At 45.2% G+C, this 13,708-nt stretch carries 13 protein-coding genes; 2 read left to right on the top strand and 11 right to left on the bottom strand.

The annotated features are described in order from the left end of the window. Window positions 1-345 precede the first annotated feature (345 nt). From JV36_RS0114675 to prmA, 7 genes are all read right to left on the bottom strand, one after another. Window positions 346-1,305, bottom strand: coding sequence for an ion transporter (locus tag JV36_RS0114675; protein ID WP_032097601.1), 960 nt, complete (start codon window positions 1,303-1,305; stop codon window positions 346-348). Between the two features lie 182 nt (window positions 1,306-1,487). Next, complete coding sequence (purD, locus tag JV36_RS0114670; protein WP_032097602.1) at window positions 1,488-2,777, bottom strand: phosphoribosylamine--glycine ligase; 1,290 nt, start codon at window positions 2,775-2,777, stop codon at window positions 1,488-1,490. 29 nt (window positions 2,778-2,806) lie between these two features. Further along, window positions 2,807-3,619: a class I SAM-dependent methyltransferase gene (locus JV36_RS0114665; RefSeq protein ID WP_081926639.1), complete on the bottom strand. Its 813-nt coding sequence runs from the start codon at window positions 3,617-3,619 to the stop codon at window positions 2,807-2,809. 514 nt (window positions 3,620-4,133) lie between these two features. Then, complete coding sequence (gene purH / locus JV36_RS0114660) at window positions 4,134-5,732, bottom strand: bifunctional phosphoribosylaminoimidazolecarboxamide formyltransferase/IMP cyclohydrolase (RefSeq protein ID WP_032097759.1); 1,599 nt, start codon at window positions 5,730-5,732, stop codon at window positions 4,134-4,136. Window positions 5,733-5,814: 82 nt separating this feature from the next. Further along, window positions 5,815-6,108: a DNA-binding transcriptional regulator Fis gene (gene fis, locus JV36_RS0114655; protein WP_012520109.1), complete on the bottom strand. Its 294-nt coding sequence runs from the start codon at window positions 6,106-6,108 to the stop codon at window positions 5,815-5,817. A gap of 30 nt (window positions 6,109-6,138) precedes the next feature. Beyond that, complete coding sequence (gene dusB, locus JV36_RS0114650) at window positions 6,139-7,137, bottom strand: tRNA dihydrouridine synthase DusB (protein WP_032097760.1); 999 nt, start codon at window positions 7,135-7,137, stop codon at window positions 6,139-6,141. A 398-nt stretch (window positions 7,138-7,535) separates the two neighbouring features. Further along, on the bottom strand, window positions 7,536-8,414 hold the full coding sequence (gene prmA / locus JV36_RS0114645) for a 50S ribosomal protein L11 methyltransferase (RefSeq protein WP_032097603.1): 879 nt from the start codon (window positions 8,412-8,414) through the stop codon (window positions 7,536-7,538). Window positions 8,415-8,653: 239 nt separating this feature from the next. Here prmA and JV36_RS0114640 point away from each other — a divergent pair, with 239 nt between their 5' ends. Next, the gene (locus tag JV36_RS0114640; RefSeq protein WP_052010352.1) at window positions 8,654-9,415 is read left to right on the top strand and encodes a substrate-binding periplasmic protein; all 762 of its coding nucleotides are present in this window, start codon (window positions 8,654-8,656) and stop codon (window positions 9,413-9,415) included. 183 nt (window positions 9,416-9,598) lie between these two features. Here the strand turns inward: JV36_RS0114640 and JV36_RS0114635 are convergent, their stop codons facing one another. After that, entirely contained in the window at window positions 9,599-10,189 is a 591-nt protein-coding gene (locus JV36_RS0114635; protein WP_032097604.1) for a hypothetical protein, read from the bottom strand. A 289-nt stretch (window positions 10,190-10,478) separates the two neighbouring features. On the opposite strand from JV36_RS0114635, the gene JV36_RS0114630 reads away from it, so the two are divergent. Continuing rightward, a complete protein-coding gene (locus JV36_RS0114630; RefSeq protein ID WP_032097605.1) occupies window positions 10,479-12,095 on the top strand; it encodes an amidase in 1,617 nt (538 codons plus the stop codon). A 274-nt stretch (window positions 12,096-12,369) separates the two neighbouring features. Here JV36_RS0114630 and JV36_RS0114625 read toward each other — a convergent pair whose 3' ends face one another. The 3 genes from JV36_RS0114625 to JV36_RS0114615 all read right to left on the bottom strand — a co-directional run bounded on the left by JV36_RS0114625 (window position 12,370) and on the right by JV36_RS0114615 (window position 13,699). Beyond that, window positions 12,370-12,663, bottom strand: a complete 294-nt coding sequence (locus JV36_RS0114625) for a high-potential iron-sulfur protein (RefSeq protein WP_032097606.1) — start codon at window positions 12,661-12,663, stop codon at window positions 12,370-12,372. A 222-nt stretch (window positions 12,664-12,885) separates the two neighbouring features. After that, window positions 12,886-13,515 carry a flavin reductase family protein gene (locus JV36_RS0114620; protein WP_032097607.1) on the bottom strand — a complete coding sequence of 210 codons (630 nt, stop codon included), beginning with the start codon at window positions 13,513-13,515 and terminating at the stop codon, window positions 12,886-12,888. Next, window positions 13,508-13,699, bottom strand: a complete 192-nt coding sequence (locus JV36_RS0114615; protein WP_032097608.1) for a CPXCG motif-containing cysteine-rich protein — start codon at window positions 13,697-13,699, stop codon at window positions 13,508-13,510. Before JV36_RS0114615 ends, JV36_RS0114620 begins: the two co-directional genes overlap by 8 nt. Window positions 13,700-13,708: the final 9 nt, after the last annotated feature.

Raw genomic sequence — 13,708 nt, 5'->3', positions numbered from 1 at the left:
ACCGTCTGCTCCTTGTCTTCAGCAGACCACCGCCCGCGCGGTGGTGACGATCTGGTAGTCGCTCATAAAAGTCTGACAACTTACATTTGCTAATGTCGGCTTTAGGTCGTTTGCTGCCACTTATCTAAACAACATTCAGTGTCTGCCAATGGCACAGACCGGAAGCTAAAATACAATAACCTTAACGTCTGCTAATGTCTAAAGCGGCCTGTCAGGTGGTGTCTAAACCAACAAATGAACGTGTCAGATCAGATATGAGTCACCACATTCAAAGCCAACTATAGCTGCCTAATCAATTAATGGGCCAGTCAATTAACAGACCAATAATTAACAGCCCAGTGCCTTTTATTCGTTTTTCGACTTACCGTTGTGGTGGTGTTGCAGTAAGCGAATGATAAGGTGGGCTTCTTCTTCGTCTAAATCAAGTAAGCCGCGTACCCGTTCAATATGATGAGCGTCATGTTCACTGAGCACACCGTCATCTAGCGCGGTGCGAACGGTATCTTTAAATCGGTCTCGTTTAAGCTGCATTTTTCCTGTGTAGCTCGAAGATAAAATCCCCGCTGGTAATGCATAAAAGCAAATCCCCATTATGGTAATAAAGCCGCCAAAGAGTTTACCGAGTGACGTGATGGGTACAGCGTCTCCATAGCCCACTGTGGTTAAAGTCACTAAGGCCCACCACAGCGAAGCAGGAATGCTGCTAAACACCTCGGGCTGGGCATTGTGTTCGATGTAGTAAATGCAGGTGGCGGCAATCACTGTAAACAGCATTAATACACTCAGTGCGGCGAAAAGAGAATGTGCTTCGCTGCGCACCACATCAACGAGGGTTTGGATAGAGCGAGAGTAGCGACCAATCTTTAATATTCTTAGCACTCTGAAAATACGTAAAATACGCAAATCGAACACCAAGAACATACTGAGGAAAAACGGCAATATGGCCATTAAGTCTATAATAGCCATAGGGCTTTTAATGTAATGCCAGCGCTTTTTCCAGGGCGACTCAGCTTTAGTAGAGACCGCTGTTTGAAAAGCCCTGCTACTTATAGTTGGATCTGATGCACTGCTGTAAACACGCAGCACATACTCTACGGCGAATAAAACCACCGAAATAACTTCAATAGTGTGAAGCTTGACTAACCAGGCCTGGGATATATTAGGAACGGTCTCTAGCATCATCGCAGCAATGTTGACTGTAATGATAACAACTAGACAGAAGTCAAAAAAACGGCTCGCCCTTTTAAAATGAGTGGCTTCAGAGGCGGGCGCAAGTATGTGATAGCAGGCTTGTTGCAATGTCATTGTTAGTTAACTTAGTGAATGCTACATCATCAATGTAGCAATATTTATTGAAGCAAGAAACCAAATGGTTGAAGCAGATAAAGAAAAAGCGAATTAGTCAGCACTAATTCGCTTTTATTTTTACTGAAGTTAGAGTTTAAGAAAGTTCTGCTTAATTAAGCGCCCTAAACTCGACGTTAAAGCTAGGCTTTCGCTTCTCTCGCTATGGCTCGGTGAGCTATATCGGTGCGGTAGTAAACGTCTTTAAATTGTATAGTATTAAGTAGGTCGTAAGCCTTTTGTTGTGCTTCAGTTACGCTATTTCCAAGCGCTGTGGCGCACAGTACACGTCCGCCAGCGGTAACGACTTTGCCGTCGCTAAGCGTAGTTCCAGCATGAAACACCTTGCCTTCTAATTTAGCTGCTTCTTCAAAACCTGTTATTTCATCGCCCTTGTCATAGCTGCCAGGGTAGCCGCCAGCTGCCATTACAACACCTACTGATGCGCGAGAGTCAAAGTCGATGGTTTGTCCGTCAAGTTCGCCCTTACAGGCTGCAATACACAGTGGAACAAGGTCGGACTGTAAACGAAGCATAATAGGCTGAGTTTCTGGATCGCCAAAGCGACAGTTGTACTCGATAACTTTAGGCGTGCCGTCAGCCATGATCATAAGGCCAGCATAAAGGAAACCCACATAGTCGTTACCTTCCGCAGCCATGCCTTCAACCGTAGGCATGATCACTTCTTTCATAACTCGGTCGTGAATAGCTTGGGTAACTACTGGCGCTGGAGAGTATGCACCCATTCCGCCTGTGTTTGGCCCTTTATCGCCATCAGCTGCTCGCTTATGGTCTTGGCTTGTGGCAAATGGCAGTACGTTTTTGCCATCTACCATGACAATAAACGACGCTTCTTCGCCATCTAAAAATTCTTCAATAACTACTCTGCTGCCAGCGTCGCCAAATGCATTACCCGCTAACATATCGCGAATAGCTGCTTCTGCCTCTTCTAAGGTCATCGCAACAATCACGCCTTTACCTGCCGCTAGGCCATCGGCCTTAACAACAATGGGTGCGCCTTTTTCACGAACGTAGTCGATGGCAGGCTCAATATCAGTAAAGTTCTGATATTCGGCAGTGGGAATATGGTGGCGCGCTAAAAAGTCTTTGGTAAATGCCTTAGACCCTTCAAGTTGCGCGGCCGCCTTTGTAGGACCGAAAATCATCAGTCCTTCGTTAGTGAATGTATCGACAACACCTGCAACTAGCGGCGCTTCTGGACCAACAATGGTAAGTTCAACGTCGTTACCTTTTGCAAAAGAAACTAAACCTGCGATGTCATTAACATCGATAGGTACATTTTCTAGCTTAGGCTCTGTTGCTGTGCCTGCATTACCAGGCGCGACAAAAACTGTTGAAACTTCAGAAGACTGGGCTGCTTTAAAAGCTAGCGCATGTTCGCGACCACCGCCGCCAATTACAAGTACGTTCATTCACTATTCCGTTTTAACTTTAGGTTTTATTAATTAGGCTTTTTAAATTTAAGCGTCATGCGATTACTCTCACCGATGGCAAGGTATTTTACACGATCTTGATCTTCAAGTGCTAAGCGAGGAGGTAATGTCCACACACCTTTTGGATGATCGGCCGTATCCATTGGGTTTGCATTAACGTCGCTACTTGCTTCTAGTGTGAAGCCGGCTTTCTCAGCGGCGGCAACCACATAGCTACGTTTCATGTAACCACTGTTCTTCATGGCTTCATTATCGGCACTTTCTGGCAGTTGGTGTTCTACCACACCTAATACGCCACCAGGCTTAAGCGCTTTGAAAAAGGCACCAAACGCATTATCAACACCTTCATCTTCGCTACGCATATACCAGTTATGTACATTGCGGAACGTTAGCACCATATCAGCACTGCCTGCTTGGGCAATATCTAGGGCTTTGGTTGGGTGGAACGCAGTAATCATCGCGCCTTCATACTTCATGCCCGGCTTAGTTTGTTCTTTAAAGCCATCTAGTGCTTTTTTGTAGTAGTCGTTCGTCGACTCATCGACATAGTAATGCGCTGCTACATACTGGCCGTCGTCTTTAACAACAGAGCTGATGATGTCAGCATACCAACCGCCGCCAGGCGATACTTCAACTACCGTCATGTCTGACGATAGTCCAAAAAATCGAAGGGTTTGTTGAGGGTTGCGATATTCATCGCGCACTTTCGCTTTTGCCGTGCGGATATCACTCATTGCGGCATCCGATATGGCATCGGCTGTGGCGTAATTTGCAGAGAAGCCTAGGCTGGCTGCTAATACTAATTGAGCTAACTTTTTCATTATTATTTCCTTTTCTGTCGAGGGTATTTTTGTCAAAGCACTCTAGGTCAATACGCCCTAGGAAATGGTGCTCTTTTTAACACTATTATTTGTAACAACAGTATTTGTGTTAACACTATTACTACAAGGTACCACAAGTCAGATCAAGACTATCAGCTAAGTGTGACACGCATCCGACACCCAACAGAATAATTCGCAACTCTATCGCATTCACGCTCTACCATCGGCACATGGCGCTGATGCACGTTTCTGCTGTATGTAGGGGTTACTAACAATGTGATAAACCGAGTAATAAACAAGGTGTAAAACAAGGTCGTTGACCCACGTGCTTCTTTACTGATGAATAGACTAGCGGGGAGCAAGTCACAGTGTGACTCCACTGCACTAAGCATGCTGCTGTGGAGCCCCGCTGGGTTCTATATCTATTTATGCGCAAAAAGCGCACGTCTTTTAGTAGGCGCCAATCGTTCAATAAACGCGAAAGGTTTAATAAACGCCAACCTTTTAAAAAGGTTTAGTGGCGGAAGTGGCGCATACCCGTGAACACCATAGCAATACCGTGTTCGTCAGCTGCATCAATCACTTCTTGGTCGCGCATCGAGCCGCCAGGTTGAATAACCGCTTTTATACCGGCTTCTGCTGCTGCATCTATGCCATCACGGAATGGGAAGAATGCATCTGAGGCCATGACCGAACCGGCTACTTCAAGGTTTTCATCTGAGGCTTTGATACCTGCAATTTTTGCAGAGTATACGCGGCTCATTTGTCCTGCGCCCACACCAATAGTCATACCATCTTTGCAATACACAATGGCATTAGACTTCACGTATTTGGCTACTTTCCAGCAGAACATAAGGTCACGAAGCTGCTCTTCAGATGGCTTGATTTTAGTCACAACTTCTAAGTCTTCTTTATCGACCATGCCGAAGTCGCGTTCTTGAACTAGTAGGCCGCCATTAACGCGTTTAAAGTCGTAACCTTCGGTTAACTGGCCAGCCCACTCGCCACATGCTAGAAGGCGTACATTCTTCTTCGCACTGACCACTGCTTTTGCTTCGTGGCTCACTGTTGGCGCAATAATCACTTCTACGAACTGACGATCTACAATAGCTTGCGCTGTTTTAGCATCGAGCTCGCGGTTAAAGGCAATGATGCCGCCGAATGCAGAGGTAGGGTCGGTTTTGAAAGCACGATCGTAGGCGCTTAAAATATCGTCACCAATAGCAACACCACAAGGGTTGGCGTGTTTAACAATAACGCAGGCCGGTTCGTCGAATTCTTTAACGCACTCTAGCGCAGAGTCGGTATCGGCAATGTTGTTAAACGATAGCTCTTTACCCTGAAGCTGTTCAGCGGTGGCAACAGAGGCTTCTTGAATCGTATTTTCAACGTAAAAAGCGGCATTTTGATGACTGTTTTCACCATAGCGCAGGTCTTGTTTTTTGCTCATTTGAACGTTGTAAGTGCGAGGGAATTCACTGTGCTGGTGGTCGCAGTCTTCTTCACACTCTGTGCTATCTAGACGTGCACCAAAGTAGTTGGCAATCATGCCATCGTACTCAGCAGTGTGTTCAAATGCTTTAATGGCTAGGTCAAAACGGGTTTTATAATTCAACGAGCCGCTGTTGGCGTTCATTTCTGCTAGTACATTGTCGTAATCTGCTGCATTGACCACAATAGTCACGTCTTTGTGGTTTTTCGCTGCTGCACGCACCATTGTCGGACCACCGATATCGATATTTTCGATAGCGTCTTCTAATGTGCAATCATCGTTGGCAACAGTAGCCGCAAACGGGTATAGGTTTACGACGACCAAATCGATAGGTGCAATATTGTTTTCTTGCATAACCGCTTCATCAATACCGCGACGGGCTAATATGCCGCCATGTACTTTAGGGTGAAGGGTTTTAACACGGCCAGCCATAATTTCAGGGTGACCTGTGTGATCAGACACTTCCGTTACAGGAAGGCCTGCATCAGCGATAAGTTTCGCAGTTCCGCCTGTTGATAAAAGCTCAACGCCCGCATTGTGCAGCGCTGTCGCGAAATCGACGATACCTGTTTTGTCAGAGACACTTAAAAGAGCACGTTTGATTGGTTTTGGTGTTTGCATAAATGTATTAGCTTCAAAGTTGTAGTGTTGAAACAAAAAGAGCACCGATTGGTGCTCTTTGCTGGGCAGCGCCCTTAGAATTTTAGTTCATGCCGTATTGCTTTAACTTTTTGCGAAGTGTGCCGCGGTTGATGCCCATCATAATCGCTGCGCGGGTTTGGTTGCCGCGAGTGTAGGTCATAACTTCTTCTAGAAGTGGTGCTTCCACTTCAGCCAGTACCATTTCGTACAAGTTATCGATGTTTGCGTTGTCTAGTTGCTTTAGGTACTTGTTAACCGCTTGCTTAACAGAGTCGCGCAAAGGCTTTTGAGCCTGCGTTTGTGAAGGCGTAGTTACGGTAGTAGTAAAAGGTGAAGTCACGTTTTGATCGAACATAATACTGTGTTGCTCTTTAGTTAGTCATCACTATGCTGCGGGAGAAATCTGTCGGTTTTCTCTAGTCTGCAGCGCTTGAAAATATGCATTTAGTGCATCGAGTTGCTCAGTAGCATCGTCGATAGCGTTAAACGTTTTACGAAACTGACGATCCGTATCATGCTCCGAGAGATACCAGCCCACGTGCTTTCGGGCTATTCTTACACCGGCTGTGTCACCGTAGAAACCCTGTACGTTCGTTACGTGTTCGTACAAAATCTCAAACTGTTGTGACAGTGGCGGTGGAGCCAAGGTTTCGCCCGTTTCAAGATAATGTTGAATTTGTTTAAAAATCCAAGGTTTACCTTGCGCGCCGCGACCTACCATAACGCCATCTGCACCAGTGTAATTCAGTACCTCTTGTGCCTTTTGTGGAGAAGTAATATCACCATTTGCAATAACAGGTATTGATATTGCCGCCTTTATTCGGCGTATGGTGTCGTACTCTGCTTCTCCTTTATACATACAAGCTTTTGTTCTACCGTGAACAGCAAGCGACTGTATGCCGTTTTGCTCTGCAATGCGGGCAATATCTACCCCATTGCGATTTTCTGGATTCCAACCGGTACGTATTTTCAGTGTTACAGGAACATCGACAGCGTTAACCACTGCTTTGATGATACTTTCCACTGTGTCTGGGTACTGAAGCAGTGCTGAACCTGCAAGCTTCTTATTCACCTTCTTAGCAGGGCAACCCATATTGATGTCGATGATTTGCGCACCATTCTCAACATTAAATTGCGCTGCTTGCGCCATAAGCTCAGGATCGGCACCCGCTATCTGTACAGAGCGAATTCCTTCTTCGCCCTCATGGTTCATGCGCGCCTGCGACTTCGCGGTATTCCACACTTTCGGATTACTCGACAGCATCTCAGACACTACAAGACCTGCGCCTAAGCGCTTGCATAATTGACGAAACGGTCGGTCAGTTACGCCAGCCATGGGAGCTAACATCAAATTGTTATCTAACTTATATGGTCCAATTTGCAACGATTGTTGCAAAGGATTTTGCATATGTTGTTGCATAAGTTAACGAGAAGCCCACCATTTATAATTGCACAGAAATTATACACCCGGCTAAAACGGGGCGCTAAGTGTACGTGTTTTCGCAATGCTTGAAAAGGCTAAAAATCACACAAAATTTCACTTATCGGTATTGACAGCGAAAAAAATCTGTCTCGTTAGTAATCTAACGCATAAATACTGGTGAAATTTTGTGCTTAAGACGTGAAAGCCACGAGTTAAAAGGGATGTAATGTGAAAAAATTTAACAATTACATCCTGCTTTTTATCGATTTACCGTATTGCGCAACACTGAGAAGCTGAAAATGTATGCGGGTTCAGTGAACAAAAAATATCACAGGTGATGTCTTATTGAGCGCGCAGCACTAATGCTTGCGTCCAGATACTCTCGCCCATTCACCGTCAATTGCACTTGGCTCAAGTGAGATATCGTTCGCATAGGCCTGTTCAATAGTGGGTACCTGTTCGGCTAAAATACCCGACAGCACGAGCAATCCATCGGATTTACAATATCCCGTAATGACTTCTCGCAGCTCAAGAAGAGGGCCAGAGAGTATATTGGCAACAACCACGTCGGCCTCTAGCACTGGCTGGTTTTCAGGTAAGAACACGTCTAGGCGGTCTTCTACCCCATTTCTGCGGGCATTTTCTTTAGTGGCTTGTAAAGCCTGAGGGTCGATATCAATTCCAATTACACGTTTGGCGCCTAGTTTTAAGGCGGCTAATGCCAAAATGCCGGAGCCACAGCCGAAGTCCACCACGGTTTTGTCCGTCATGTCGATACCATCTAACCAGCGTAAACATAACGCAGTCGTAGGGTGGGTGCCCGTACCAAAGGCAAGGCCGGGGTCGAGCATCACATTAACGGCATTAGGATCGGGAACGTCTCGCCAGCTTGGGCATATCCACAGCCGTTCTCCAAACTGCATGGGGTGGAAGTTGTCCATCCACTCACGCTCCCAGTCTTTGTCTTCTAGTGGTTCAAGCTTGTAGGTGAAGTCTGGGCCCAACACTTTTGCTTTGGCTAACCGTTCTAAAATACGTTTCATATCAGCGTCGGCTTCAAATAAACCAACCACTTGCGTGTCGGGCCAAAGCAGCACTTCGCCAGGCTTGGGTTCATACATGGGGGTATCTTTCGCGTCCACATAAGTGACTGCTTGGGAGCCATTGGCACTTAGCATATCGCCAATTGCATCTGCGTGTTCCGAAGTGGTATTAATTCGTAGTTGTAGCCAAGCCATAGTCGTGTGCCGTTAACGTATTTGGCGGTATTGTACCTTTCACCTGATGTAAACGAAATCCGGCGGCTGATAAAAATAGTGTTCAATTGGGCATACCCTAGTTTTACCGCTCCTTTTTGCTATTTTTCCTTTCGAAACGTGAGCTTTTTGATTAAAACTTAATCTTTTGTCGACTACCAACTTATCTGCAAGCTTGTATTATTGTCGCTCACTTATCCTTAAATGAGAATCACTTACCTATGCGATCACTGCTTTTACCTCTTTTTATACTGCTAGCTGCTTTTAACGTGCAGTCTCGAGAAGTAGAGGTACTTGTGGGGATGGATAAGCCGCCATACGTGAATTCTGCCAATGACAGTGGATTTGAAGTTGACCTAGTACGCGCTATTCTCAGCGATATGGGACACAGTGCAAAAGTGCTCTATCTGCCCTATGGCAGAACGACAAAGGTAATCAATCAAGGGGCTGTTGATATTGCGCTAACGCTGACGCCTTCTCATGCAGTATCGGAAGATATCCTCTCTAATCCATACATTGCCTATCAAAATGTTGCCATAACACGTTCAGACAGAAAACTTCATATTGATAGTATTGAAGCGCTAAAGACAAAGAGTGTGGTGGCCTTTCAAACTGCCACATCAGTACTTGGTAAAACGTTTGAAGCAACGCTTTCTTCGCAACCGACCTATTTAGAAATGGCAAAACAAGAGCGGCAAGTTGAGATGCTAATGCTAGGCAGTGTTGATGTAGCGGTAATGGACAGAAATATTTTTTCTTACTTCAAACTAAACGACGACAGGTATAAAAACGACGATGTGGTGATTCATGAACTCTTTCCTATTTCTACCTATCGAGCGGCTATTCCTAATGAAGAGCTGCGTGAGGCGTTTAATCACAGTTTGTCTGTAATTATTGAAAGCGGTCGTTACCAAGCCTTACTAGAAAAGTATGGGCTTGAATGGAGCGGGTCAGAAAGTGTGTTCGCTATTCTTTCTAACTAGCTTTCTGGCTAGGCGCCTACTGTTTTGCCCCTATTTTCCCCGCTCTTTAATGGAAACTCATCCGTACCTTGATTAGTGCACTTTTTTTGATAGCGCACAGTTTCCAGCGCACCTTTATTAGTATTAGTGCGCTTCCCTATTAACGTTCTTTGCAGAACAAAAAACGCTTAACTATTTAAAACGCTATCCACGAAGTGGTAAATAAGTAAGGCTTGTTTCTGTTGCTTTAAATGCCTTTCTCACCGCGGCGATATCTTGTTCGGTTACAGAGGGGGCGAATGCTTCCACCGTTCCTTTTGGCGATGAGTTCACGCCCACACCATCGCGACATGAATCGCTAGAGGCTCCCCGAGCCCGACTTATGCTTCTTGGGCAATTATCCAGAACATCTGGTGACTCATTGTTGTCTGCCATTGAGTCTTCTCTCAATATGATTTTGCCACCGTAATAAATTTTACTTTCCGACAATGAAAGTGCGGCCAGCTGCCCTTCAAGGATATCCCAGGTATTTACTTCACCTTCTTTAGCGCAACTTACCTTGCCGAAGTGGTAAGTGCCCGTTTCTAATTCTGCGGCAGCAAACGCACTTGTCGTAAATGTAAGGCGCTGGGTGTTCGCATTAGACTGAGAGACTAATTCAATATCGAGCTTGTCACAGTTCAGGTTGCTTGAAAGTTGGAGTACATAAGCCGTGTTTGGTGCTTTGGTTTGGTTGGCAACCGCGGAGGATGCCGCGACGGCGAGGATAGCCGAAGCAATAAAGAAGCGATTCATACAATATCCTTATAAGTTGAATGTATAACATTAGTTGCTAAGTACGTTATTCGCAACCTCTGTTGCTTAATTTTTGGCACGTTTATTTTCCATTTAGCGTCTACATACCGCCTGCTTTACGTAGTTATTTTCGTTACATATGAACTATTTTTGCTGCATAGTATTAAAAGTAGTTAATGCGAAAAAAAACGCTAAAAAAAGCGCGTTAATAAAATTACACCGCTATTTACCCTGAGGCAGGCCGCCAACAGGCTTTTGAGTAGTTGTGTAGCAAAATAAGGGAAAAATAATGATAAAGAAGTGGTATCTACTCATTTTTGTGGCGCTATGCAGCGCATGCACAACAACAAATAAGCAGCAAAGCACGGCATCACAATGGCTGGATAAACCGGCGTATGCCCAAGCCGGCGCTATTCAGTCAGGCGAGTTATCGTCGTATGATTTGGTATCAGGCTATTTAGCTCGCATTGAGCGCCTAGATACTGATACTAACAGTGTACTGGCTATTAATACCCAAGCCCTTGAGCAAGCTAAGCGCATTGATGCAAAAATTAAGAATGGCGAAAGCGTTGGCGCATTAGCCGGAATTCCCGTTTTACTAAAAGATAATATTGAAACAAGCGAGATGGCAACCACCGCGGGATCGATGGCACTGCTGAACAATACAACGGGTCGCGATGCGCCGATTGTGGCTAAGCTAAAAGCAGCTGATGCCATTATATTAGGTAAAACGAACTTATCAGAGTGGGCAAACTTTCGCTCGGAGTCGTCAATTAGTGGATGGAGTGCAGTGGGTGGGCTAACCCGTAATCCGCATTTATTATCGAGAAGCGCCTGTGGCTCTTCATCAGGCTCTGGTGCCGCTATGGCCCTTCGCCTAGCCTCTCTTGCCGTAGGTACAGAGACAAATGGCTCTATTATCTGCCCGTCTTCAATGAACGGTGTGGTTGGCTTTAAACCAACAGTAGGTATGCTTTCTCGCACTCACATTGTTCCTATTTCATTTAGCCAAGATACCGCCGGCCCAATGACAAACAATGTTCAAGATGCATGGCTAATGGCGTCTATCATGGCCGGCGAAGATACAAAAGACAGCGCAACAGCAGATGCGGGCAAGCACCTTATTCAGCAGCCTAACGCATCGCTTATTGCTACTGATTTAAAAGGTGTAAGAATTGGTGTGGTACGTTTCAGGCAAGGCGATAACCCTCATATACTCGCAGCCTACGAAAATGCGTTAAGCAGCCTGGAAAATGCTGGCGCAACCCTTGTTGATATTGACGACTTCGAACAGCCAGATAGTTTTTGGGCAGACTCGTACAACGTTCTGTTAAGTGAGTTCCATTCCTCGATTAACGAGTATTTAGCCGACTCGCCTGCAGATATTCCTGCGAGAGATTTACAGGCACTTATCGCTTTTAACAAAACAGATAAACGAGAGCTAGCGTTGTTCAATCAAGACATTTTTGACAAGTCGCTAGAAGCCGCGGCCATCGATAGTGAGGAATATAAGTCGGCACTTTCACTGATTCAGAAAACCGCAGGAACCAACGGCATCGATACACTGATGCAGCAGCACAATGTTGATGTTTTGGTTTCTCCTTCGAACAGTCCTTCGTTTTTAATTGACGGGGTGTATGGCGATCACTCGCCAGGCGGGTTTATTGGCGTTGGCTATTTAGCTGCGGTAGCAGGGTACCCACATTTAACCGTGCCTGTTGATGACATTAAAAACCTCCCCGTTGGACTTAGCTTCATCGCGAGTAAGTGGATGGATGAAAAGGTATTGCGAATTGGTAGCGTTTTTGAAGCCAAACATGGCTTTTCTATCACTCCGGGTCTTTTACCTTCACGATTTGATGCGCCTGAGCTTGAATCCATTACTGAAAACGTGACGTCCAACTAGGGCTTGGTTCCTCTATGAGGAGCTAACAACGTCTTATAACTAAACACAAAAAAAGAGCCTCAACACCATGTGTTGAGGCTCTTTTCTATTGTTGGTTTACACAACAATTGTGTAATGAGTGCTTACAGCTTGTTCTTCATTGTTCACTCTGCCTCGCTTGTTGCCACTAATCTTCAATGAAGCTCAGCGCTTGCGAAACAACCGCTACATTAGCACAGTCATTATCCAAACGTTTGAGACAGCGCTGATAAGTCAACAGTGAAAGACACGCTACCTAGCCAGGCTTTTTAACCCAAGCGCTACACCAGCCGTTTGCATTAACCAGTTTGCCAGGGAAGATATTACATGGACGGTGTGGTTCGCCATCGGCGCCCTGTACGTACATGCAGTTACTGCATTTTGCACCATCAACAGTTGAAGCTGGCGTGTAATTAAGGGCTTTTGCAGTGGCATCGTCTGCGCTCAACTGTTCTTGAGCTTGTGCACGCAGTGCAACGCCGCCTAGGGTTAACCCTATTAGCGTCGAGCCCGTGAATTTCATAAAGTCGCGGCGATTAACAGATTTCATAACATTCTCCTAATGAGATAGAAACGATAATGATTCTTTTTTATTCAGTGCCTTAAACGCAAAAAACCTGCCCAGAAAGAGCAGGTTTTTTGTTACATACTTTATACTAACGCTTTTTCAGTAAAGATCGACAAAAATTGCGTAAAACTCAGTTTTAATCGATTAATAAAATTTTATCTATTGCCATTCATGCACAATAAGACAGCGTCTATGCTTAAAAGTTTACTTTGTTTCAAGGGGGACATTTGGCTTAGCGTACGCGTACCTCGCCAACCGTTTGCTTGAGTGATAGCTATCTAGCCCACTGATTGACGCAGTGTTTAAAGCTTCAATATCAAGATACCCATCTTTATCAAGGGCATCTTTAGCAAAAAAGACTTCTTGGATTTCACCAATTACCATTTCGGTATTATTGAGCAAGCTAAAATGCTGAGCGACTTTAAGGCCAATGTTAACTTCGCTTTCTTTAACATAAGGCGCACTAAACGTATCGCTGAAAAAAGGTGTCAGTCCCACTGCATCAAATTCGCTTTCATCTTGCTCGTAGCGGGCAGAGGTTTGGTGCGCTTTATCAGCCCACTGAGTATTCACGTGATTTAAGGTGTAAAAGCCCTGCTGCTTAATATTATCCAATGAATCTCTCTGCACAGTGTGCGGACGCATTATCATGCCAAGTAGCGGCGGGTTAGCACCTATGTGAACTACTGAGCTAATAATGGCTAAGTTGTTAGTTTTCCCATCTGAGGTTCCCAGCAACACCGCCGATTTAAAGCCAGACAAACTATTAATTAAATTAGCGCGGTAGCGCTGCTCTAAGTTATCTAAATCATCGCGAGTCATACGGTCAGTCATTTTCTCGTTCTGCCTCTATAGAAAGTTCTTCACCGTGCTGAAACACTCTTAATTCGATGGGCTGACAGCAAACTTGGCAGTCTAGTACCTGAACTTGACCCACGTCGTTTATTTCATCAATTTCAACGTCATTAGGGGCCATACAGTACGGGCAGGAAAAGCCCATTGCGCGTGTCAAACTCATATCTTAATT

Source organism: Alteromonas sp. LOR (genome assembly GCF_000753865.1).
Taxonomy (GTDB): Bacteria; Pseudomonadota; Gammaproteobacteria; order Enterobacterales; family Alteromonadaceae; genus Alteromonas.
The sequence above is the reverse complement of the archived record's forward strand: the minus strand, read 5'-3'. Positions and strand labels throughout refer to the sequence as shown.

Excerpts from the sequence above, each read along its gene's own strand:
- JV36_RS0114675 (WP_032097601.1), bottom strand. The coding sequence starts at position 1,305 with ATGACATTGCAACAAGCCTGCTATCACATACTTGCGCCCGCCTCTGAA.
- purD (WP_032097602.1), bottom strand. The coding sequence starts at position 2,777 with ATGAACGTACTTGTAATTGGCGGCGGTGGTCGCGAACATGCGCTAGCT.
- JV36_RS0114665 (WP_081926639.1), bottom strand. The coding sequence starts at position 3,619 with ATGAAAAAGTTAGCTCAATTAGTATTAGCAGCCAGCCTAGGCTTCTCT.
- purH (WP_032097759.1), bottom strand. The coding sequence starts at position 5,732 with ATGCAAACACCAAAACCAATCAAACGTGCTCTTTTAAGTGTCTCTGAC.
- fis (WP_012520109.1), bottom strand. The coding sequence starts at position 6,108 with ATGTTCGATCAAAACGTGACTTCACCTTTTACTACTACCGTAACTACG.
- prmA (WP_032097603.1), bottom strand. The coding sequence starts at position 8,414 with ATGGCTTGGCTACAACTACGAATTAATACCACTTCGGAACACGCAGAT.
- JV36_RS0114640 (WP_052010352.1), top strand. The coding sequence starts at position 8,654 with ATGCGATCACTGCTTTTACCTCTTTTTATACTGCTAGCTGCTTTTAAC.
- JV36_RS0114635 (WP_032097604.1), bottom strand. The coding sequence starts at position 10,189 with ATGAATCGCTTCTTTATTGCTTCGGCTATCCTCGCCGTCGCGGCATCC.
- JV36_RS0114630 (WP_032097605.1), top strand. The coding sequence starts at position 10,479 with ATGATAAAGAAGTGGTATCTACTCATTTTTGTGGCGCTATGCAGCGCA.
- JV36_RS0114625 (WP_032097606.1), bottom strand. The coding sequence starts at position 12,663 with ATGAAATCTGTTAATCGCCGCGACTTTATGAAATTCACGGGCTCGACG.
- JV36_RS0114620 (WP_032097607.1), bottom strand. The coding sequence starts at position 13,515 with ATGACTGACCGTATGACTCGCGATGATTTAGATAACTTAGAGCAGCGC.
- JV36_RS0114615 (WP_032097608.1), bottom strand. The coding sequence starts at position 13,699 with ATGAGTTTGACACGCGCAATGGGCTTTTCCTGCCCGTACTGTATGGCC.